A 20,134-nucleotide genomic window follows, 5' to 3' on the forward strand; every position below is an offset into this window, starting at 1 on the left:
AGGAACCGACCGTGGCGGCGCTCGCCCTTCCTGACGCTCAGAGCGTCGAGGATCTCACCGCGCTGCTGACCTCGGCGGGGGAGCGCTGGTCGAGACAGTTACCGCTCCCGGACTGCGTAGGTCAGGTGGGTCACCCGCTGCGTCGGCTCCGCGCGGACCGGCTCCAGGGCCACGCGGCCCGCATCCACGCCCTCGAACAGGCGAATTCCGGAGCCGAACAGCACGGGCGAGAGCGCGATCGAGAACTCGTCGATCAGGCCGGCGTTCACGTACTCCAGGATCGTTGCGCCGCCGCCCGCGATGCGGACGTCCCGGTCGCCGGCGGCCCCGCGGGCCTGGTCGAGCGCAGTCTCGATGCCGTCGTTGACGAAGTGGAAGGTGGTCCCGCCCGGCCGCGCCCAGGGGTCACGCGTCTCGTGCGTCACGACGAAGACCGGCGTGTGGAACGGCGCCTCCTCCGGCCACGCCTGCTCGCCGAGGTCGAACATGCGCTTGCCCATGACGCTCGCGCCGGTGCGCTCGAACGTCTCCTGCACGATGTCGTTGTCGCGTCCCTCCTCGCCGCCCTCGCCGAGCTTCAGCCTCTCCCGGAAGAACCGCTGCGGGAAGATCCACTGCTGCAGTTCCATCCACTGCGCCATCCAGCGCTGCACGTCCGGTTCGTCCCTACGCTCCTCGGGAGCGATGAACCCGTCCAGCGACATCGTCACGCTGAAGAACACCTTTCCGGCCATCAGCCTTCAACTCCCTTCCGAACGATCTCGGTGACGTAGGCAGCCAGCTTGCTCAGGGTCTGCTGGCCACCCTCGATCGCGTGGTACTTCTCGACCACCTCGTCGCGCATCTCTCTGGTAGGGAACACTGTGCGCATCTCGATCCTGGTCGTCGCGCCGTCGGGCGCGAACGTGAGGACCGACTCGAAGGCGTTCGGGTCGCCGCGCCGCTCACCGTGCAGCAGCGCGATCCGCTCCGGCGAGGCGATCTCGGTCCAGGAGATCCACTCCTGGTAGTCCGTCCCGTCCGGTCCATGCATCACGAAGTCCCACTCCCCGCCGACGCGGAACTCGAACGCCCGCGTGGTGGTTGTGAACCCCTCCGGTCCCCACCATCGCGACAGGTGCCGGACTTCGGTGAACGCCTCGAACACCAGCTCCCGTGGGGCACTAATGACCCGGGAGATAACGATCTCGCGGTCGGCCGTCGCTGCCATCGATCACTCCTTCTTCCTTGCCTGCTTGAGCTCCTGCACGTACGCGTCCAGCCGGTCGAAGCTCTCATTCCAGAACCGCTCGAAACCGCCGGTCCACTCGTGAACCGGTCGCAGCCCGCGGGCGTCAAGGCCGTACAGGCGCTGCTTGCCTGCCTTGCGGTCCCGCACGAGCCCGACATCCCGGAGCACCCGCAGGTGTTTCGACGCCCCCGGCTGAGTCATCCCCAACTCCTGGGCCAACTCGGTCACCGGCCGCTCACCCGCCCGCAGCAGTGTCAGGATCTCCCGTCGCTGCGGCTCGGCGATCGCGTTGAAGACGTCCGACGTCGTCGCTGCTCGTGCCATGGGCGCCATCATATGCCGATATGGGAATATGTCAACGTGGAGAAATCAGGCGGGTCTTGTTGCCGGTCCAGCCGCAGTTGGAAATCGATCCAGGCACTGATCGACCAGGGCGAACGGCGCTCGTAACGCGCGGCCTTCAAGTCGATGGGATGTTCAGGAGTTGCGCCAGGCAATGTCTGCGCGTGGCAGCAGCAAGGAGCGCGCGTAGCGCTGAACGATCCATCGTAGTGGCTATGACGGCCGAGGATACTTCCGGCGGCTGTCTCGCGCAGCGGACCGGAACATCATAGTACTCCAGCGGAAACGTAATTATCAGTTTCATCCACGCTGGGGCGCCAGCAGCAGTAGATGCGCGAGAACCTGCCGCACCGACGAGCAGCCAAATCGCCAAACCCTCTCACTCAAACACACCGTTGGCACGCCGCGGCCAAAGAGATGGTTTGTCAGCACGCCGTAAGCGGCTACCCCTACCATTTCATCGTTACATTGATGCACTTGTTAACCTCGCGTTCGGCTGTCTACAAACTCCTGCATGAGCCAGGACGATATTTGGAACGTAGAGACCGCGGCCCGTTACGACACGCCGGGCTCGGGAATGTTCTCGGACGAGGTCCTCAAGCCAGCCGTGGCGCGTCTCGCCGAGCTTGCCGGGCATGGCTGGGCTCTTGAATTTGCGATTGGGACCGGGCGCGTCGCCGTGCCGCTAAGGGATGCTGGCGTGCCCGTTGTCGGTATCGAACTGTCGACGGCGATGGTCGATCAACTGCGCACCAAGGCTGATGAGGCACGGATCCCGGTAATCCTCGGAGACATGGCCACCGCCTCGGCACCAGGGGAATTCGCCCTCGTCTTCCTTGTCTACAACACAGTATCAAACCTGCTGACCCAGACGGAACAGGTGGCGTGCTTTCGCAACGCGGCGCGCCATCTTGTCCCGGGCGGCCACTTCGTCATCGAGCTTTGGGTGCCTGAACTGCGCCGCTTACCGCCAACGCAGGACGCAGTCGTCTGGCAGACCCAACCCGGCTATGTCGGTCTGGATACCTATGATGTGGTCAACCAGCACGTCATATCGCACCATTTCCGCTTCAACACGGATGGGCAGGCGACTTTGGTGCGCTCTCGGCATCGCTATATCTGGCCCTCAGAGCTCGACCTCATGGCGCAGATGGCGGGCTTTGAGCTGGAGAGCAGGCATGCCGACTGGATCGGCAACGAATTCACGGCCGAGTCGCGCTCGCATGTGTCCGTCTATCGGCTCGCGCGCGAGTGATAGTAGGGATCGCGCTGACGGGTCGTCGGCTTGAAACAACGATTGGCTTACCGGCACTCGCGCCGCTGTCCGCCGTAGGTCCTGTAGGTGTGGGACGCGGCATCATAGGTGCGAAAATGCGTGCAGCCGGGCGGACCCCCGCTGCGCACGCGCGGCTCGAGCCCGGCGCGCCTCGGCAAGGGCGATGGAGCCGGCTGAGCCGGCTCGACCGCCGGTTTGCTGTTGGCTTCCGGTTGCCTCGCGACGACCTCTTCCACCGCCGCAGGCTTGTCGGAGACAGCCGCGCTTTTTTCCTCCGGAGGCGCGGGCTTGTCGGTGGCCGGGCCCTTCTCCTCTGCGGGCGCGGGCCTGTTTTCCGCTATGGCGCCGGTCTCGTCGGCAGGCGGCTGCTTGTCCGCCGCTGCCGCGCTCTTCTCGTCGACGGGAGCGGCTTTCTGTTCGCCTGCAGGCCTGGCTTCGACGGCGGCCGGCTTTGCTTCGACGACAGGCGGTGTCGTGTTCGCCGCCTTCTGCCGCTCGATAAAGTCCTTGCATTGGAAGGGAAAGACGATTTCCCCGGAAACGGTCACGCCGATCGGCATGCAGCTTCCGGGCGGCGGCTCGTCAGCCGTGGGAGCACCGGGCTGGGAGGGCGACGATTTCGCCGCGACACCTGGCGCCACCGTGCCGGTGGTTTGACCCAAGGCCGCGGTGATCGAGAACACGCTTGACACAAGAAGCGGTGCGCAAATCAGCGCGCGCGAACGGCCGTTGTGGCGAGGCAATGAACGCATAACACAACCAATTATTAACTACGGCCCGGACGCCATCACGCCTTCTGGGCGCTCTCGTGGCACGAACAGGACTACGCGATGGTCCGGGCGCGGCCGGGGAATGGCTGTCGAATTTCCTTCACATTCGGAAAATGCCGATCGCGAAGATCGTGAGGCCTTATAAAGCAAAACAGACGGCTCATTGCGAGCCGTCTATTCAAAATGGGATGGAATACCAGGAGCCAGCCGAGGAAGCGCAACCGGGCCGGCCGAGCAATATTTACGCAGCGATAGCCATTTCCGGCTGTCGCCCAACCGGCGAAGCCAGCGTCCAGTCGGAAGCGAGGCCGTTGCGCAGGCCAAAGTAGCTTTCGAGCTCGCTGACGGCGCGACGCTCCCATTCCTCGGCCTGGTCGAGCAGCGACCATTTCTGCAGCGGACGGAAGGCGGCCGTCTGACGATACAGCGAAGCGATGGCGCGATAGCGGCGCACGTTTTCCAGGACAGCGTTCCCACTCATTGTTACCCCCGTTACTTGCGTCAGCGGGACTTTGCGCGGGACCGGTTTTCGATTTGATTAGCCGGCTTGGTAAAAAATATGCATGGTTTGTGAACGGTTGAGTTTCGGGCGCCATGACCTGCCGAGGGTCAACCGCTCGGCTTCACCACTGAACGAAAGACAGCCGCCGCTTCCTTCGCAATCTGCGCGTCGCTCTCCTTGCTCCTGCCGGCGATCCCGACGGCACCCACCACCTCGCCATTGACGAGGATCGGTGAGCCGCCGCGCAATGACATGATGCCGGCGGTCACGAAAGCTGTTCGGCCCTGATTGATGCTGTCCTCGATCTCCTCGGTCGGGCGCTGCAGCCGCGCTGCCGTTCGAGCCTTCTCGATGGCGAGTTCCGCGCTCGCGGCGCGCACGCCATTCATCCGCTCGAAAGCGAGCAGGTCGCCGGCGGGATCGACGATCGCAATCGCCGAAGGCGCATTGCGCTTCAGCGCGTTCTCCTTCGCGGCCGAAAGCACGCTTTCGGCTCCGGCCTGATCCAGGATCCTGACCTGGATGGTCTGGGCGCTCGCTGGCGATGCCAGAACGACCGCCAAAAGTCCGATGCAGGCAACAAGTTTTGGCATAGCGATTTCTGTCATGGCGACTTTTGCCGTAGCGACTTTTGCCATAGCGATCTGGCATGCGTTTGAAGCGTCACAGCGCGCGTCGCTGCTCGGCTCGCTCGAGCCCGGCGCCTCACTCCTCATGTAGGGGGAAACAAGCGCCAGACGAGCGAAATGCGCATCACAAAAAGGTGGAGAGCGCGCTCACTGAAGTGAGGCGGGCGCAAGCCGGCTCACTACCGGGACCCGGTCAGGTCTTCAGGTCTAGAGCATTTCCGGTTCTGACTGAATCAGAACCGATGCTCGAGATTCTTGTTTTGACGCGTTTTCTTCACGCGAACCGGTACCCACTTCGCTCGAAAACGCTCTAGAGACCCAGGACGCGCCCGATCTGTGCAGTCCGGCCCGGCGCAAGCACGACGACGGTCGTGCCCATCGATACACGGCCGAACAGATCGATGACATCGCTGTTGGTCATGCGGATGCAGCCGGACGAGATCGCCTGGCCGATATATTCCGGCTGGTTGGTGCCGTGGATCCGATACAGCGTATCCTTGTTGCCTTCGTAGAGATAAAGCGCCCGCGCGCCCAAAGGATTGGCCGGGCCTCCGGAAACGCGCGCCGGATAGGGACCGAGCCGGGCCTGGATATCCGCCGTCGGGACCCAATCCGGCCACTCGGCCATGCGGCCGACGGTTGCGACGCCGGAAAAGGCCATCGCCTCCTCGCCCACCGCCACGCCGTAACGGATCGCCTTGCCGCCGGGCAGCACATAATAGAGATAGCGCGCATCGGTATCGACCAGGATCGTGCCCGGCCGCTCCCGGCGCTGGTAGTCGACGATGTGCCGCTGATATTGATCGGGGATCGAGGCCTGCGCGTAAGGGGGATGGGCCAGCAGCTGCCGGTCCCTTGGTGTCATGGTGGCGTCCGACGACGGCGAGAGCGTCGCCTGCATGCACCCACCGAGCAGGAAAACTCCCGCGAGCACCACTGCAGTTGCGGACCTCGACACGGCCTGTCCTCCACGCGTTACACGGCCTCAATGTTGCTGCTTCAATAACGCTGAAATCAAGGCAATCAGCGTCATCACCCGGCACGGAGGCGAGTGGCCGGCGCCGATGTCGGAGCCGGTCGCGCCTCGAATGGCTTTCCCTTTCAACTATAGCGACGACTGTCGCGTGGGCGTGGGCCCGCCCGCAGCGAGATTCGGCACGACTGCCAATCGCTTGATGTCGCCTTTCTGATAGGCGGCCAGGAACTTGTCGTAGTCCTTGACTGACACGCAGCCATTCGAGTCCCCGTTGGGGCCGAGCATATAGGTGTGGACCAACAGGCCGGTGCGGCCAAGCGCGCTTCCTTCGACCGGAAGCATCCGCAACGCCTGAACACCGTGAAACAGCTGCTCGCGCGGCTTCAGCTCATAGACTGCCGGCGGCGTCGCTCCGACCGAACGCTGGCTGACGTAGCGCGGATCGTCCAGTTTTTCGCCCAGGCCCGAATGGGCCTCCAGCTTGGAGCCATCGGGCAAATAGACCACGCGGGCCGAGATGTCGTAGACCGCCGTCTGGCCATCATAGCCGCGCGAGGCCAGGTCCGGCGCGGTCGCAAAAATCCCGTCATTCGGTGTCAGCGAGGCGAGCGTCAGGCGATAACGAAACATCCCCGACAGTTTCTCGAGCAGCGTCGGGTCTTCGGTATGAGCACTGTCACCGTCACCTGGAAGTGGAAGCGCCTTGGCTTCCGAGGGCCGCGGCCGCGGGACCGGAACGGCCGCTGCGACCACCTGCTGCGCCGGCTCGTTCGGGGTCACCCGGTCCCAGCTTTCGGTTGTCGGCACCTGAGGCAGGGAGACGTTGACGACCTGGAGCTTGATGTCCGAACCGGAGGACCGCGGCTTTTCCTGATGCACGGAAAACCCGCCCAGATCGAGAAACGACTCGCGAATCCTTGAGGCGGGGGAGTCGGTCGAAGCCGTCGAAGGCGGGATCGCAGCGACGGAGTCGCTGATCCAGGACTCGTCCATCCAGGCCGCTGCCGCGGAAGCCACGGCGAAGGCTGCAATGACAACGCTCGCCGGCCCCGCCCATCGGCGGCGCCGAGCATCCGCACCAGCGATCCTTGTGCCGTGATGCATTCAATCCCCAACGGCGTCCCGCGAAACGAATCCCCCATATCGGGGACGCCACCCCCATCATGCAGATCGGACTGAGGCAAAATATGGGCGATCCGCCCGATGGAGGGGCAAGAAAGCTGTCCTGCGGCCTCCCCCGGGGAGGGGGCAGGCCCATCGCGGCGGCATCCGCTTGGCGACGCCGTCCGGCCGCGACGCTTGCGACCACCGCTCCCGGGCGCCCGGCCCAGCCGGATCCCCTCAAATTGTCCGGCCTTTGAAGAGAAAAACCCGAGACATTGCCGCTTGTTTGCGGCGAAACGGACCGCCGCGAAGCGGCCTGCCGGCCCGCAGGCGAGAGATATCTGTTGCGGGCAGGACCGCTCTGTCCCTATCTTAGGCTGTAGCCCGCAAAGCAGTCGGATAGGTTTCCGTCCAGGAGGACCGTCATGACAAGCGTCTCGGATAGCTCACAAGTCCCCGGCCTCAACTCAGCCATCGCACCGCTTCGCGCAAAGTGGGGCTGGATCGTCGCGCTCGGCGTCGTTTACGTCATTGCCGGCTTCATCGCGCTCGGCAGTATCGTGATGGCGACGGTCGCCAGCGTGCTCGTCGTCGGCATCATGATGATCGTTGCCGGCGTCGCCGAAGTCATCAACGCGTTCCAGATCAAGACCTGGGGCAAGTTCCTGCTCTGGGTGCTGCTCGGTGTCCTCTATATCATCGCCGGCTTCATCACCTTCGACAATCCGCTGTTCGCCGCCGTGCTGCTCACGCTGCTGCTCGGCGCATCGCTGATCGCTTCCGGCGTGATGCGGATCGTTCTCGCCTTCAGCATGAAGTCCGAGATGCCGTGGATCTGGGTGGCGCTGTCCGGCGCCGTCACGCTGCTGCTCGGGCTCCTGATCGTCGCGCGCTGGCCGGTCAACAGCGTCTATATCCTCGGCCTGTTCCTCGGCATCGACCTGATCATCGCGGGCACGGGCTGGATCGGACTCGGCTTCGGCCTGCATCGCAATCCGGCCGGCGTCACTTCCCGCTGACCGAGACGGTCCACTGCACGAGCTCCCGGGCAAGGCTGCCGAAGGCCTGGTTGAAGGCTGCGGCCGCCGTCGCCGGGGTCACGGTGTCGATCGGGGCCGACTGCTCGAAGATGCGCGCCGCGCGCAGATGGCCGCCGCCGTCGACGAGCTTGGCCGACAGCGCGATCGTCGCTTTCGGCCGTGGCGCGACCGCGATGTCGAACTGGCGCAGGTCGATCAAAAGACGCGTCCCGCCCTCGCTCATCGCATCGGCGCGCAACGGCGCATGCGCGATGTCATAGTTTTCGAAACTCTGCAGCAGTCTTGCCTGAACCAGCGCCGGCAGGCTGTCGCTCCACTGCGCGTTGTCGAAATCCTCGTGCGGCTCCTCGCTGCCCGCAAACAGCAGGCGCTGCGTCTGCAGCCGCGTCGTCGCCGTCGGCTCGGCGAGCGCGAGCCCGCTTTCCAGCTGACGCTTCGGCGCGTCGAAGCTCCGCGCCGCATCGAGGTCATAGACGATCTTGCGCGGCGGCGTCGCCCCGCCGGTCATCCGCTCCAGCCCCGCCACGATACCCTCGAGCCGCGGGGTGTTGCGCGCCAGCCCTTCCGTGAACGTGCTCAAATTGGTGATCGCATCATGCAGCGGCGCGGCGTTCTCCGACAGCACGGCGTCGACCCGGCGCAGCGCGTCGCGCGCGGCCTGCGTCATGCTCTGGCCGGCGCCCTTCTCGGCGACCAGCGCGCCGCGCACCGGCGGCGCCGATGCGCTCTCGCCGCCCTCGAGCGACACCACGGGCACGCCGGTCAGGCCCTGAAATTCGAGGCCGACCTTGGTGTCGGCGCGAACCGGGGTGCGCTCGGCGACCGCGATGGTCGCGTCGATCTCGCGCGGCCGATCGGCGGCGAGCTCGAGCGCGGTGACCTCGCCGACGCGAATGCCGTTGAACAGCACCGCTGCCCCGACCAGCAGGCCCGGCACCGGCTCGCGGAACACGATCGCATAGGTCTCGCGCTTTCCGATCCCGCCGGCATTGTTCAGCCAGTAGACGAAGCCGAACACGGCGACGATCGCGGCGAGCACGAAGGCGCCGACGACGATATAGGGTGCCCGTGTTTCCATTGTTGTTCTCCCGGCCTCAGGCGCCGTTCAGGTGAAGCATCTGGGCGCGGGCGCCATGAAAATACGCCCTGACCCAGGGATGATCGGATTCCAGCACGCTCGACAGCGGGCCGAGCGCGGCGATCTTGCCGTCCGCGAGCGCCGCGACGCGATCGCACACCGCAGCCAGCGTGTTGAGATCGTGGGTGATCATGAAGACGGTGAAGCGCAGCGTCCGCTGCAGCGTCTTGATCAGCGCGTCGAATTCGCCGGCCGCGATCGGATCGAGGCCCGAGGTCGGCTCGTCGAGGAACAGCAGCGCGGGATCGAGTGCGAGCGCGCGGGCCAGCGCGACGCGCTTGGTCATGCCGCCGGAGAGCTCGGATGGAAACTTGTCGCCATCGCCGGCGCGAAGTCCGACCATTTCGAGCTTGGCATTGGCGATCTCGTCCAGAAGTTCCGGCGAGAGGTGAGCGGCCTCGCGCAGCGGAAACTGGATGTTCTGCCGCGCGTTGAGCGCCGAGAACAGCGCGCCCTGCTGGAACAGCACGCCGCGACGGCCGCCGCCCGCCTCGGACTCGAACGCGATTTCGCCGCTGCGCTTTGGCAGCAGCCCGATCAGCGTCCGCATCAGCACCGACTTGCCGCCGCCGGACGCTCCGACCAGCCCCAGGATCTCGCCCCGGCGCACGTCGAGCGAGAGATGGTCGAGCACGATGCGCTGGCCGAATCCGACCACGAGGTCGCGGACATGGATGGCGGCGGGATGGTCCGGCATCGTCACATCCCGATCGAGGCAAAGAACACGGCGAACACGCCGTCGAGCACGATGACGAGGAAGATCGACTTGACCACGGAGGTCGTGGTCTGCTGGCCCAGCGATTCCGCCGATCCCTTGACCCGCAATCCCTCGCAGGCCGCGACCAGCCCGATCACCAGCGCCATGAACGGCGCCTTGATGATGCCGACCTCGAAATGGGTGACCGACACCGCCTCGCGCAGCCGCGCGATGAAGATGGCCGGGCTCATGCCGCCGTAGAGCCAGGCGACCAGGCCGCCGCCATAGAGCGCGGCCATCGAGCCCAGGAAGGCAAGGATCGGCAGGGCCACGATGAGCGCGAGAATCCGCGGCAGGATCAGCACCGAAACCGGGTCGAGCCCCATCGTGCTCAACGCGTCGATCTCCTCGCGCATCTTCATCGAGCCGAGTTCGGCGGTGGAGGCACTGCCCGAGCGGCCGGCGACCATGATGGCGACGATCAGCACGCCGATCTCGCGCAGCACCAGGATGCCGACCATGTCGACCACATAGGATTCCGCACCGAAGCGGCGGAAGTGAAAGATGCCCTGCTGTGCGATGATCGCCCCGATCAGGAAGGTGATGAGCGCGATGATGGGAATCGCCTGCCAGCCGACGCGGCCGAGCTGATAGATGGTCGGCGTCAGTCGGAACGAGCGCGGCCGGCGCAGGGCGTGAAGCAGCGCGATGCTTGTCGCGCCCAGCATATGCAGAAAGGCCGCGCCATCGGCCGTCGTATCGCGCGCGATGCGGTCGAGCCGCTCGATCAAGGCGCTGCGCCGTGTGGTCGCCGCCGGCCTGGTCCGGTTCAGGCCATGCAGCTCATCCAGCAATCCGGAATAGGAATCGGGGACTGCGACAAACCGCGCTTGCGGGGCCGTCGTGCCGCCTGAGCGCGCCAGCTTCTCGAACAGCCAGGCACCCACCGTGTCGAGCGCGGTCACCCCGCTCAAGTCGATCGCGCCGATCGCGCCTGCACGGACGCCCCTGCAGAGCCGTTCGAGGGTCTCGACATTCTCGACCGTCCAGGCGCCGGTCGGGCGCAGCGCTCGCGGTTCGTGCGGCGTCACGGTCAGCCCGGGCAAATCGGCGGTGCCGGCGGCGGCCAGAATGGATACGTCAGTCACAGCAAACTCCTTCTCGTTTCTCATAGGGCCGGGCGCCGCGAAACCAATTGACCCAGCGCAAGGAGCCGCGGTTCACGCCGTTGATTCACATCAAAAACGTGGAACGCGATCCGCCCTAGCGTGCGACACAGGAGATGCGGCCATGACCTATCGCCATGACATTCTGGACGAGCTGCAGGCGCTCAAGCGCGAGGCGGGCCGCCGGCTGCAGGCGGGTGCCGACGAACTGCGCGAGGCGTCCAGCGAAACGGCCAAGACCATCGGCGCCGACATGAGGGCATTCGTGACCGACCTTCGCGATGCGCTCTCGCTTGACGAGGCCGAGATCGAACGCATCTTCGCCGGACGCGCCGCCGCGGCGCTGACGACTGCGCTGGTGCTCGGCGTCGTGATCGGCGCGACCTTGAGGAAGAAGCCATGAATGCAAGCCGGTTCGCAAGCCACGCGCGCGCGCTGTGGCGCACGGAACGCATCGTCGCCGAACTCCGCCTGAAGCGGCTGCTGGGTAACCTCGGATTGCAGGCGCTGGCCGCGCTGGCAACATCCTGCGCACTGCTGCTGTTCGAGCTCGCGGCCTATTTCGCGCTGGTGCAGAGCTGGAGCGCGATCGCTTCCGCAACGATGCTCGGTTTCGTCAACCTCGTGGTCGCCGGCCTGCTCGTGCTGTTAGCGTTGCGCCGGCGGGCGGGCCGCGAGCTGACGCTGGCGAACGACGTGCATCGCGAGGCGCTCGCCGCTTTCGAGACCGAGCTGCAGCACGCGGAGACAACGGCGCCGGCCACGCTGCGCGCCGCGCTCGAAAGCGCCGCCATTCCGCTGTTGCTGCCACTGATTCCGCTGGTGATTCGCCGCCTGCGCAGGGCCAGGGCCGCGACGCCTGCGACCGACGATTTGTGACGCCTGGACGTTTTTTCGGAGAGACCCATGAACCACCCCGCCTTCCCGCCGCTACGCAACACCGCGTTGCCACACACGTTCCGCCAGATCCGCATCGAGCGCGCACGCGAGCATGGCCATCCCGAGGGCGACAGCAGGACCGCCTATATCCTGATCGCGCCGCTCGACGACGAGGGACGGATCGATGCCACCGTGTGGGCTGCGCACAAGGAGGCCTGCCGCGTGGTGCGCAAGCGCGCCGACGGCGACGACAGCCTCGGACATCTCGTTCGCGGTCCGGGCGGCCACTGGCGTTTCCACTATGACGTGTCCGGCAAGACCGCGGACGAGTCCGGCCACCATTTCGAGAACGAGCGATTCGAGCTCGGCGAGTATGTCTCGGTGCGCGAGGCGGACGGCCCGCACGCCTACCGGGTGGTTGCCGTCAACGCGCTCTGAGCTACCGATTCGGCCGGATCAATCCGGCGTGCCTGATGTGGTCGGGCACCGTGGCGAGGTCGAGCGAGACCTCGACAATGCCGGCATCGTGGACGTCGCTCGCGGTCTTGAAGCCGAGCTCGCGGCACATCGCGAGCATCGTCATGTTCTCGCGAAGCACTTCGCCGGTCAAGGTTTTCAGGCCTTCGCTGCCTGCATAGTCGATCAAAAGCCGCATCAGGCTCCAGCCGAGCCCGCGGCCCTTGAGGTCGGAGCGCAGCAGGATGGCGTATTCGGCGTTCTCGTAGCGGGAGTCCGAATGCAGCCGGACCACCCCGAGCACCTCGCCGCTTGCCTGATCGAGCGCGACAAAGGCCATCGCGCGGGCATAGTCGAGCTGGGTCAGGCGCGAGATGAATTGATGCGAGAACGCCTTTACCGCATGAAAAAAGCGCAGCCGGAGATCCTCGGGTGAAACGCGATCGAGCAGCCTTGCGATCGCGGGCTCGTCCTCGGGCCGCACCGGACGGACCGCGACCGTCGAGCCGTCGCGCAGCTTGAGCTCGCCCTCCCACTGCGCAGGATAGGGCCTGATCGCCAACCGCGTCTGCCCCGCGAACAGCCGCGCCGGCGGGCCGATCGCGACGCGCGCGTCGAGCGCCAGCACGCCGCTCTCGTCCGCGATCAGCGGATTGATGTCGAGCCCGCGGATCTCGGGCAGGTCCGCCGCCATCTGCGACAGCTTTACCAGCGTCAGCGGCACGGCGTCGGGCGGCACTGCGGGCACGTCGCGGTAGGCCGGGAGCAGCCGGGCGATCGCGGTGCGCCCGACGAGGTCGCGCGCCAGGTTCATGTCGAGCGGCGGCAGCGCCAGCGCCTTGTCCTTGACAACCTCGACCGCGGTGCCGCCGCGGCCGAACACCATGACCGGGCCAAAGGTGGGATCGTCGGCTATCCCCAGGATCAGCTCGCGCGCCGCAGGCCGCGTGATCATCGGCTGGATCATCACGCCCTCGATGCGCGCGTCCGGCCTCGCGCGCCGGGCGCGCTCCAGCACCCTGGTCGCAGCATTGCGGACCTCCTCGCCGGTGGCGAGGCCAAGGATGACGCCGCCGATATCGGACTTGTGGGTGATGTCGCGGGAGAGGATCTTGACTGCGACCGACTGGCCCTGGCCCAGGAATGGCGCGGCCTTGGCAGCCGCTTCGTCGGGACTGGCCGCGGCGATCGTCGGCACGATCGCGATGTCATAGGCCGCAAACAGCGCGGCGATCTCGATCGGATCGAGCCAGGCACGGCCCTCCTTCCGGGCATTCGCGATCAACTTCCTGGCCGATTCCACATCGGGCGTGAACAGCGACGACACGCCGGGCGGCACCGCCATCAGCGCTTCGATGGCCTCGCGATGCTTCACCAGATGCATGAAGGCCCGCACGGCGTCGTCCTCGGTGGGAAAATGCGGGATCGTCGCCTTGTCGAAGATCGGCGCGACCAGCTGGTCGTTGCCGACCCAGGCCGCAAGCACCGGCTTTGCCGAGTCACGGCGTTGCGCGCGATCCTCGCCCACCCGCGCGGCAACGGCCCGCGCAATCTCCGGCGCCGACGCCACCGCCGTCTCCACATTCATGACAAGCACGGCGTCGCTGCCGGGGTCGGCGAGCAGCACGTCGAGCGCCGCCCCATAGCGCCCGGCGTCGGCATCGCCGCCGATATCGACCGGATTGGCCTTCGACCAGGTCGGCGACAGCGCGGCATCGAGCCGTGCCGCGATATCCTTCGCCAGCACCGCCGCGGTGCCGCCGAGCTCGGCGAGGCGATCGATGGCAAGGATGCCGAGCCCGCCGCCATTGGTCAGGATGGCAAGGCGCGCCCCCTGCGGCGCCCGGCTCCGGCCGAGCAGCGCCGCACAGTCGAACAGCTCGCGCAGATCCATGACGCGAAGCAGTCCGGCGCGGCGGAACGCCGCGTCATAGACGGCATCGGAGCCGGCCAGCGCGCCAGTATGGGTGGCGGCGGCCTTCGCGCCTTGCGCCATCCGCCCCGATTTCACCACCACCACCGGCTTCAACCGTGCCGCGGCGCGCGCCGCCGACATGAACTTGCGGGCATCCTTGACGCCCTCGACATAGAGCACGATCGCGCGGGTCTTTTCGTCGAGCGCGAAATAATCGAGCAGGTCGGCGACATCGACGTCGAGCTGATCTCCGATCGAGACGATGCCGGAGAAGCCGATCGACTTCTCGGCGCCCCAGTCGACCATGGCGGCCGCGATCGCGCCGGACTGCGAGATCAGCGCCAGCGAGCCGGCGGCGGGCGAGCGCGCGGCAAAGCTCGCATTCAATCCGAGCGCCGGAAACATGACGCCCAGGCAATTGGGGCCGACGATCCGCATCTTGGCGGCATGTGCATCGCGCAGCACCGCTTCCGCGTGCGAACCCTCGCCATGGCCGAGGCCGGAGGAGATGATGACCGCGCCGGCAACGCCGCGCGCGCCAGCCTCCCGAATGATGCCCGGGATAGTCTCGGCCGGCGCGGTGATGACGATCAGATCGGGGGTGAAGGGCAGCGCCGCGAGGCTCGGATAGGTCTTCTTGCCGTCGATCGCGGCGTGGCGCGGATTGACCACCGCGATCTCGCCGGAAAAGCCGGCGGCCTGGAGGTTGCGCAGCACCGCCGCGCCGAGTGAATGCGGCCGAGGGCTGCCGCCCACCAGCGCGACGCTGCGCGGACGGAAAACCTGTTCTAGGCGAAAGGTGGACATCGCGCGGTCTCACAGGGGACAAGCGAAGGATCCTGCCGCCCTATGCAGCGCGCCATGGCCCGCATCACATCTTCCCGCGCGATGATGCCGATCAGGTTTCGCCATTGATCGATGACCGGCAGGCTCTTCACACGATGTTCGACCATCAATTGCAGGACCCGCTGCAGGTTGGTGTCAGGGCTGACGGCCACCACGTCGGCGGACATGATCTCGTCGACCGTCGTACCCATGCCAACGTCATAGTGCGGCAAAATTCGGTCCTTTGTGAAGGCAAACACCTTGAGCGCGTCGAGCTTGGAAACCATGCCGACCAGTCGATCGTCCCGTGCCACCGGATAGGCATCGAAGTCGTCGACCGCGAACAGCCGGTAGAGATCGCCGACCGCAAGCTCCGGCGCGACGCATCGGACCGCCCGGGTCATGTTCTCTGCAACGGTTTCATGAAGGAATTCGTACATCGGGCTTTTCCATCATCTGGCTGGAACCGGCCCCGACCTTAAAGGAACGGCGGACTTCGACGTTGACCGAGATCAAACAGCCTGCAGACTACGCGGTCAAATTGAAGCGAACATGATGGGACTTCTTCCATGTACGCCATGGTCCTTGCCGCACGCGGCGCGCCCCTGACGCTTCAGGAACGGCCCGACCCCAAACCGGGGCGCGGCGAGGTCGTGGTCAAGGTCAGCGCCTGCGGCGTCTGCCGCACCGACCTGCATGTGGTCGACGGCGAGCTGCCTGACATCGCCTACCCGATCGTCCCCGGGCACGAGGTCGTCGGCCGCATCGAGGCGCTCGGCGCCGGCGTCACCGAGCTGAAGATCGGCGCGCGCGTCGGCGTGCCCTGGCTCGGCGCGACCTGCGGCATCTGTCCCTATTGCCGCGCGGGCAAGGAAAACCTCTGCGACCGGCCGCAATTCACCGGCTATACCCGCGACGGCGGCTTCGCGAGCCACCTCGTGGCGGACGCGCGCTACTGCTTTCCGCTCGGCGAAAAGGGCGACGACACGGCCCTGGCGCCGCTGTTGTGTGCCGGGCTGATCGGCTGGCGATCGCTGGTGAAGGCGGGCGACGGCAAGCATCTCGGCATTTACGGCTTCGGCGCGGCCGGTCATATCGTGGCGCAGGTGGCGCGCGCCCAGGGCCGCGTGGTCTATGCCTTCACGCGCAAGGGCGACCGCGAGGCGCAGCTTCTCGCGCTGTCGCTGGGGGCGCAATGGGCCGGCGCATCGGAGGACACGCCGCCGGTCGAGCTTGATGCCGCCATCATCTACGCGCCGGTCGGGCCGCTGGTGCCGCAGGCGTTGCGCGCCGTGCGCAAGGGCGGCCGCGTGGTCTGCGCCGGCATTCACATGTCCGACATTCCCGCCTTTCCCTACCAGATCCTCTGGGGCGAGCGTCAGGTCGTCTCGGTCGCCAACCTGACGCGCCAGGACGGCACCGATTTCCTCAAAGCGGCGGCGCGGGCGCGCGTGCAGACCCACACCACCGTGTTTCCGCTCGAGCAGGCCAATGAAGCGCTGGCGCAACTGCGCGACGGCAAGCTGGTCGGCGCCGCGGTGCTGGAGCCGTGACCGCTGTGGAGGACGACCAGAAGGCCGTGCTGGATTTCCTCGGCGGCCGCCGCGAGGTGAAGCGCGTCGACACCCACATCTCGGTCGTGTTCCTCGAACCGGAGCGCGTGCTGAAGGTCAAGCGCGCGATCCGTTTGCCCTATCTCGATTATGCGACGCTGCAGAAACGCAAGGACGCCTGCGATGCAGAGCTTGCGATCAACCGGCGCTTTGCGCCGGCAATCTATCGCCGCGTCATCCCAATCACCCGCGGGCCCGCGGGGCCCGCCATCGACGGCGACGGCCCCGTGATCGAATGGGCCGTCGAGATGGCGCGGTTCGACGAGCGGAACACCTTCGACCATCTCGCCGCCACCGGGACGATCGGGCCCTCGCTTGCCGAACATCTGGCCGACACGCTGCGCGCCTCCCATGAACGCGCCGATGTCGCGCGCCAATCATCCTGGCCGCAGTCGATTGCCGGGCTGATCGATCGCAATACGGAGAAATTTCGCAGCCACGCGAGCCTCGACCGCCGAAGCGTCGAGCAGCTCGACGCGCTCAGCCGGCAGAAGTCGGCGGCGCTGCGCGCGATCATTGAACAGCGTGCCGCCGATGGCATGGTCCGCCGCTGCCATGGCGATGCCCATCTCGCCAATATCGTGCTGATCGACAACGCGCCCGTTCTGTTCGACGCGATCGAGTTCGATCCGGCAATCGCGACCACCGACGTGCTTTATGATCTGGCATTCCCGCTCATGGACCTCCTCCATTTCGGTCAGGGCGCGGCGGCAAATCGACTGTTCAACCGGTACTTCGAGGCGAGCTGGCGCCACAATGGCAGCGCGCTCGGCCTGATGCCGCTGTTTCTGTCGATCCGTGCCGCGATCCGGGCGCATGTGCTGCTCACGCGTTGCGAGCAATCGCCGCACGATGCCTCGGCGGCCGACGCGGCGCGCGCCTATTTCGACCTCGCGCTGCGGCTGATCGCGCCTGCCCCGCCCGCGCTGGTCGCGATCGGCGGCCGCTCGGGCACCGGCAAGAGTGTGCTGGCGCGTGCGGCCGCCGGGCTGATCGAGCCAATGCCGGGTGCGCTGGTGCTGCGCTCCGACGTGATCCGGAAAGAGGTGTTCGGCGTCGGTCCGCTCGAGAAGCTGCCGGAACCGGCCTATGCGCCTGACGTCACCGAGAGCATCTACCGGATGCTGTGCGAACGCGCGCGGCAGGCTGTTGGCCAAGGCTGCTCGGTCATCGTCGATGCCGCCTATCTGCGCGAGAGCGAGCGCGCCGCGCTTGGCGAGGAGGCGCGCCGGCTCGGCGTCGCCTTCTTCCCGCTCTTCCTCGATGCCCCGAGCCAGATCCGTTTCGACCGCGTCGCCACGCGCCGGGGCGATGCCTCCGACGCAACCCGCGAGGTCGCCGAGCGCCAGGAACGCATGGACCTCGGCCCGATGGAGTGGCCGGTGATCGACGCATCAGGCGCGCCGGAAGAGACGCTGCAGCGGGCGCGCCGTCACCTGCCAAATCCGATCGCGCCTTAGCACTGCAGCACGTAGCGTCCCGGCGCGTCGTCCAGCGCCGCGGCTCGCGACGAACCGCCGAGCGGCGGCGGCGACACCGGCTCACCCGAATGGCTGCCGAGGAAATCGCGCCACGCCGTCCACCACGATCCTTCGACGTGCAGCGCCTGCTTCAGCCACTCTTCCGGCCCGACATAGGAGCCATCGACCGGCCGGGCCAATATCTGGTAGCTGCGACCCTCCTCCCCGGTCGGAGGCGCGACGATGCCGGCGTTGTGCCCGCCACTCGCCAGCACATAGGTGATCGGCGCATCGGCCAGGAAGTGGATCTTGTGGGTCGACCGCCACGGCGCGACATGGTCGTACTGCGTCCCCACCACGAACATCGGCATGCGCAGATCGGAAAGCGCGACCGGCACGCCGTCGGCGCGGTAGCGGCCCTCGGCGAGATCGTTGTTGAGGAAGAGCTGCCGCAGATATTCCGAATGCATGCGGTAGGGCATGCGGGTGGCGTCCGCGTTCCATGCCATCAGGTCGCTCAACGGCTCGCGTTCGCCCATCAGGTAGTCGCGCACCACGCGCGACCAGATCAGGTCGTTGGAGCGCAGCATCTGAAAGGCGCCGGCCATCTGTCCGGCATCGAGCACGCCGCGTTGCCACATCATGTCCTCGAGGAAAGCGACCTGGCTTTCGTTGATGAACAGCGTCAGCTCGCCCGCCTCGGTGAAGTCGGTCTGCGCCGCGAGCAGCGTGACGGAGCGCAGCGCCTCCGGCCGCACCCGGCCGAGCCGCGCCGCCTCGATCGCGAGCAGCGTGCCGCCGAGGCAATAGCCCGCGGCATGGATCGGACGCTTCGGCACCATCTCGTTGACCGCCTCGATCGCCGCTTCCACCCCGAGCTTGCGGTAATCCTCGAGGCTGAGGTTGCGATCATCCGAGGTCGGGTTCTTCCACGAGATGATGAAGACGGTGAAGCCGTTGTCGACGAGATAGCGCACCAGCGAATCCTGCGGCGCCAGATCGAGAATGTAGTATTTCATGATCCACGCCGGCACGATCAGAACCGGCTCGGGGCGAACCACCGCGGTCGTGGGCGCATATTGAATGAGCTCGATCAACTCGTTGCGATAGACCACCTTGCCCTTGGTGGCCGCCACCGTCTTGCCGATCACGAAATCCGATGCTGCGCCGGGCTTGCCGCCGGCGAAGAGCGCCTTGCAGTCCTCGAGCCAGTTGTGCAGCCCGGAGACGAAGTTGCCGCCGCCCGATTCCATGATCGTGCGCAGCACCTCGGGGTTCGTCAGCGGGAAATTCGAAGGCGCAGCCGTATCGAGGAGCTGGCGCAGTGCGAAGTCGACGATCGCTGCGTTGGGCCGGGCGAGCCCGTGCACGCCTGAGGTCGCCGAGTGCCACCATTGCTCGCCGAGCAGGAAAGCCTGGGCCATCATGTTGAAGGCGGGCAGCTCCCAATCCGGATCGGCAAAGCGGTGGTCGTTCGGCGCCGCCTTGACGACTGACCAGGGCTGGAATTCCGGATGCCTGGGCACCCAGGCTTCAGCGAAGCGCAGCGTGTCGACGAAGGCCTGATGCGTCAGCGCGAGCTGCTTGCCCGGCGAGGCCGCAAGATGAAGCTGCCAGTCCGCGAAGGCGAGCAGGATCGCGGCCGGCGACAGCCCGCCGGTCCAGCGCGCGATCGCGGCGTGAGTGGAACGATCGATCGTCTGGAAAGCCGAGTCCGGGTCAGGCGCGGCGACCGGCGGCGATGGCGGTGTCGCAGTGGACGGCTCGGCGAAGGAAGTCGGAATGCGGCTGACCGATGCGGTAGGGGACATGGCGAGGCTCCTTGATGGCGGCAGCCTAGCCGTGCCGGCAAGGAGCGCCGTTGAGCTGCATCAAACTGGGGCCGCCCTCGGCCGCAGCCCAGAGCATGATCCGCCCAGGGCGAAGATCCTGGCGCAGCGATGATCGATCCAGACCACGGCGCGGGCATGGGGCGTCGGCTGCAATGAATTGGCTTGTGTCACGGCGGTTCTCGGCGGTTAAATTGGCTGCAATCTGGCGCGCCTGCGACGCGGTTGCAGTTTGACATGCGTCAACGCCGGACGCCGGATGACCTGTTCTGATGCCTGTGTTTTC

The 20,134-nt window shown here is 66.4% G+C and carries 21 protein-coding genes; 7 read left to right on the forward strand and 14 right to left on the reverse strand.

Features of this window, described 5'->3' with window-relative positions; translation table 11 throughout:
* Positions 1 to 98: 98 nt before the first annotated feature.
* Genes QOU61_RS36800 through QOU61_RS36810 form a run of 3 tightly spaced genes read right to left on the reverse strand, consistent with a single transcriptional unit; the run spans position 99 to position 1,555 of the window.
* Positions 99 to 734, reverse strand: coding sequence for a dihydrofolate reductase family protein (locus QOU61_RS36800; protein ID WP_289656055.1), 636 nt, complete (start codon positions 732 to 734; stop codon positions 99 to 101).
* Positions 734 to 1,210 (reverse strand): SRPBCC family protein, encoded by a 477-nt coding sequence (locus QOU61_RS36805; protein WP_289656056.1) that lies wholly within the window; start codon positions 1,208 to 1,210, stop codon positions 734 to 736. Before QOU61_RS36805 ends, QOU61_RS36800 begins: the two co-directional genes overlap by 1 nt.
* 3 nt (positions 1,211 to 1,213) lie before the next feature.
* Positions 1,214 to 1,555, reverse strand: a complete 342-nt coding sequence (locus QOU61_RS36810; RefSeq protein ID WP_289656057.1) for an ArsR/SmtB family transcription factor — start codon at positions 1,553 to 1,555, stop codon at positions 1,214 to 1,216.
* A 532-nt stretch (positions 1,556 to 2,087) separates the two neighbouring features.
* Between QOU61_RS36810 and QOU61_RS36815 the strand changes: the two genes are divergently transcribed.
* The gene (locus QOU61_RS36815) at positions 2,088 to 2,828 is read left to right on the forward strand and encodes a class I SAM-dependent DNA methyltransferase (protein WP_289656058.1); all 741 of its coding nucleotides are present in this window, start codon (positions 2,088 to 2,090) and stop codon (positions 2,826 to 2,828) included.
* 47 nt (positions 2,829 to 2,875) lie between these two features.
* On the opposite strand, the gene QOU61_RS36820 is transcribed toward QOU61_RS36815, so the two are convergent.
* The 5 genes from QOU61_RS36820 to QOU61_RS36840 form a co-directional block, all read right to left on the reverse strand.
* A complete protein-coding gene (locus tag QOU61_RS36820; protein ID WP_289656059.1) occupies positions 2,876 to 3,409 on the reverse strand; it encodes a hypothetical protein in 534 nt (177 codons plus the stop codon).
* A 451-nt stretch (positions 3,410 to 3,860) separates the two neighbouring features.
* On the reverse strand, positions 3,861 to 4,100 hold the full coding sequence (locus QOU61_RS36825; RefSeq protein WP_289656060.1) for a hypothetical protein: 240 nt from the start codon (positions 4,098 to 4,100) through the stop codon (positions 3,861 to 3,863).
* A gap of 128 nt (positions 4,101 to 4,228) precedes the next feature.
* Positions 4,229 to 4,729, reverse strand: a complete 501-nt coding sequence (locus QOU61_RS36830) for a GlcG/HbpS family heme-binding protein (RefSeq protein ID WP_289656061.1) — start codon at positions 4,727 to 4,729, stop codon at positions 4,229 to 4,231.
* Positions 4,730 to 5,060: 331 nt separating this feature from the next.
* Positions 5,061 to 5,651, reverse strand: coding sequence for a L,D-transpeptidase (locus tag QOU61_RS36835; protein WP_502877002.1), 591 nt, complete (start codon positions 5,649 to 5,651; stop codon positions 5,061 to 5,063).
* Positions 5,652 to 5,855: 204 nt separating this feature from the next.
* Positions 5,856 to 6,743, reverse strand: coding sequence for a DUF2778 domain-containing protein (locus QOU61_RS36840; RefSeq protein ID WP_289656063.1), 888 nt, complete (start codon positions 6,741 to 6,743; stop codon positions 5,856 to 5,858).
* Between the two features lie 512 nt (positions 6,744 to 7,255).
* Here QOU61_RS36840 and QOU61_RS36845 point away from each other — a divergent pair.
* Entirely contained in the window at positions 7,256 to 7,849 is a 594-nt protein-coding gene (locus tag QOU61_RS36845) for an HdeD family acid-resistance protein (protein ID WP_289656064.1), read from the forward strand.
* Here QOU61_RS36845 and QOU61_RS36850 read toward each other — a convergent pair.
* The 3 genes from QOU61_RS36850 to QOU61_RS36860 are packed head-to-tail and all read right to left on the reverse strand — an operon-like array spanning position 7,836 to position 10,853.
* Positions 7,836 to 8,948: an ABC-type transport auxiliary lipoprotein family protein gene (locus QOU61_RS36850; RefSeq protein WP_289656065.1), complete on the reverse strand. Its 1,113-nt coding sequence runs from the start codon at positions 8,946 to 8,948 to the stop codon at positions 7,836 to 7,838. The genes QOU61_RS36845 and QOU61_RS36850 overlap by 14 nt on opposite strands.
* Positions 8,949 to 8,964: 16 nt before the next feature.
* Positions 8,965 to 9,705 carry an ABC transporter ATP-binding protein gene (locus tag QOU61_RS36855; protein ID WP_289656066.1) on the reverse strand — a complete coding sequence of 247 codons (741 nt, stop codon included), beginning with the start codon at positions 9,703 to 9,705 and terminating at the stop codon, positions 8,965 to 8,967.
* A gap of 2 nt (positions 9,706 to 9,707) precedes the next feature.
* Positions 9,708 to 10,853 (reverse strand): ABC transporter permease, encoded by a 1,146-nt coding sequence (locus QOU61_RS36860; protein WP_502876863.1) that lies wholly within the window; start codon positions 10,851 to 10,853, stop codon positions 9,708 to 9,710.
* A 142-nt stretch (positions 10,854 to 10,995) separates the two neighbouring features.
* On the opposite strand from QOU61_RS36860, the gene QOU61_RS36865 reads away from it, so the two are divergent.
* From QOU61_RS36865 to QOU61_RS36875, 3 genes are read left to right on the forward strand one after another with little or no spacing between them, the layout of a single operon-like run.
* Positions 10,996 to 11,274 (forward strand): hypothetical protein, encoded by a 279-nt coding sequence (locus QOU61_RS36865; RefSeq protein ID WP_289656067.1) that lies wholly within the window; start codon positions 10,996 to 10,998, stop codon positions 11,272 to 11,274.
* A complete protein-coding gene (locus tag QOU61_RS36870) occupies positions 11,271 to 11,750 on the forward strand; it encodes a phage holin family protein (protein ID WP_289656068.1) in 480 nt (159 codons plus the stop codon). Before QOU61_RS36865 ends, QOU61_RS36870 begins: the two co-directional genes overlap by 4 nt.
* A 27-nt stretch (positions 11,751 to 11,777) precedes the next feature.
* Positions 11,778 to 12,188 (forward strand): hypothetical protein, encoded by a 411-nt coding sequence (locus QOU61_RS36875; RefSeq protein WP_289656069.1) that lies wholly within the window; start codon positions 11,778 to 11,780, stop codon positions 12,186 to 12,188.
* Between the two features lies 1 nt (position 12,189).
* On the opposite strand, the gene QOU61_RS36880 is transcribed toward QOU61_RS36875, so the two are convergent.
* Positions 12,190 to 14,928, reverse strand: coding sequence for a bifunctional acetate--CoA ligase family protein/GNAT family N-acetyltransferase (locus QOU61_RS36880; RefSeq protein ID WP_289656070.1), 2,739 nt, complete (start codon positions 14,926 to 14,928; stop codon positions 12,190 to 12,192).
* A complete protein-coding gene (locus tag QOU61_RS36885; protein WP_289656071.1) occupies positions 14,910 to 15,386 on the reverse strand; it encodes a CBS domain-containing protein in 477 nt (158 codons plus the stop codon). Before QOU61_RS36885 ends, QOU61_RS36880 begins: the two co-directional genes overlap by 19 nt.
* 129 nt (positions 15,387 to 15,515) lie before the next feature.
* On the opposite strand from QOU61_RS36885, the gene QOU61_RS36890 reads away from it, so the two are divergent.
* Both QOU61_RS36890 and QOU61_RS36895 read left to right on the forward strand, forming a co-directional pair.
* Positions 15,516 to 16,499 carry a zinc-dependent alcohol dehydrogenase family protein gene (locus QOU61_RS36890; protein ID WP_289656072.1) on the forward strand — a complete coding sequence of 328 codons (984 nt, stop codon included), beginning with the start codon at positions 15,516 to 15,518 and terminating at the stop codon, positions 16,497 to 16,499.
* Entirely contained in the window at positions 16,496 to 18,019 is a 1,524-nt protein-coding gene (locus tag QOU61_RS36895) for a bifunctional aminoglycoside phosphotransferase/ATP-binding protein (RefSeq protein WP_289656073.1), read from the forward strand. The genes QOU61_RS36890 and QOU61_RS36895 overlap by 4 nt, the downstream gene beginning before the upstream one ends.
* On the opposite strand, the gene QOU61_RS36900 is transcribed toward QOU61_RS36895, so the two are convergent.
* Positions 18,016 to 19,830, reverse strand: a complete 1,815-nt coding sequence (locus QOU61_RS36900; protein ID WP_289656074.1) for a PHA/PHB synthase family protein — start codon at positions 19,828 to 19,830, stop codon at positions 18,016 to 18,018. The genes QOU61_RS36895 and QOU61_RS36900 overlap by 4 nt on opposite strands.
* Positions 19,831 to 20,134: the final 304 nt, after the last annotated feature.

The organism is Bradyrhizobium sp. NP1 (genome assembly GCF_030378205.1).
Taxonomy (GTDB): Bacteria; Pseudomonadota; Alphaproteobacteria; order Rhizobiales; family Xanthobacteraceae; genus Bradyrhizobium.

Excerpts from the sequence above, each read along its gene's own strand:
- QOU61_RS36800 (WP_289656055.1), bottom strand. The coding sequence starts at position 734 with ATGGCCGGAAAGGTGTTCTTCAGCGTGACGATGTCGCTGGACGGGTTC.
- QOU61_RS36805 (WP_289656056.1), bottom strand. The coding sequence starts at position 1,210 with ATGGCAGCGACGGCCGACCGCGAGATCGTTATCTCCCGGGTCATTAGT.
- QOU61_RS36810 (WP_289656057.1), bottom strand. The coding sequence starts at position 1,555 with ATGGCACGAGCAGCGACGACGTCGGACGTCTTCAACGCGATCGCCGAG.
- QOU61_RS36815 (WP_289656058.1), top strand. The coding sequence starts at position 2,088 with ATGAGCCAGGACGATATTTGGAACGTAGAGACCGCGGCCCGTTACGAC.
- QOU61_RS36820 (WP_289656059.1), bottom strand. The coding sequence starts at position 3,409 with ATGCCGATCGGCGTGACCGTTTCCGGGGAAATCGTCTTTCCCTTCCAA.
- QOU61_RS36825 (WP_289656060.1), bottom strand. The coding sequence starts at position 4,100 with ATGAGTGGGAACGCTGTCCTGGAAAACGTGCGCCGCTATCGCGCCATC.
- QOU61_RS36830 (WP_289656061.1), bottom strand. The coding sequence starts at position 4,729 with ATGACAGAAATCGCTATGCCAAAACTTGTTGCCTGCATCGGACTTTTG.
- QOU61_RS36835 (WP_502877002.1), bottom strand. The coding sequence starts at position 5,651 with ATGCAGGCGACGCTCTCGCCGTCGTCGGACGCCACCATGACACCAAGG.
- QOU61_RS36845 (WP_289656064.1), top strand. The coding sequence starts at position 7,256 with ATGACAAGCGTCTCGGATAGCTCACAAGTCCCCGGCCTCAACTCAGCC.
- QOU61_RS36850 (WP_289656065.1), bottom strand. The coding sequence starts at position 8,948 with ATGGAAACACGGGCACCCTATATCGTCGTCGGCGCCTTCGTGCTCGCC.
- QOU61_RS36855 (WP_289656066.1), bottom strand. The coding sequence starts at position 9,705 with ATGCCGGACCATCCCGCCGCCATCCATGTCCGCGACCTCGTGGTCGGA.
- QOU61_RS36865 (WP_289656067.1), top strand. The coding sequence starts at position 10,996 with ATGACCTATCGCCATGACATTCTGGACGAGCTGCAGGCGCTCAAGCGC.
- QOU61_RS36870 (WP_289656068.1), top strand. The coding sequence starts at position 11,271 with ATGAATGCAAGCCGGTTCGCAAGCCACGCGCGCGCGCTGTGGCGCACG.
- QOU61_RS36875 (WP_289656069.1), top strand. The coding sequence starts at position 11,778 with ATGAACCACCCCGCCTTCCCGCCGCTACGCAACACCGCGTTGCCACAC.
- QOU61_RS36880 (WP_289656070.1), bottom strand. The coding sequence starts at position 14,928 with ATGTCCACCTTTCGCCTAGAACAGGTTTTCCGTCCGCGCAGCGTCGCG.
- QOU61_RS36885 (WP_289656071.1), bottom strand. The coding sequence starts at position 15,386 with ATGTACGAATTCCTTCATGAAACCGTTGCAGAGAACATGACCCGGGCG.
- QOU61_RS36890 (WP_289656072.1), top strand. The coding sequence starts at position 15,516 with ATGTACGCCATGGTCCTTGCCGCACGCGGCGCGCCCCTGACGCTTCAG.
- QOU61_RS36900 (WP_289656074.1), bottom strand. The coding sequence starts at position 19,830 with ATGTCCCCTACCGCATCGGTCAGCCGCATTCCGACTTCCTTCGCCGAG.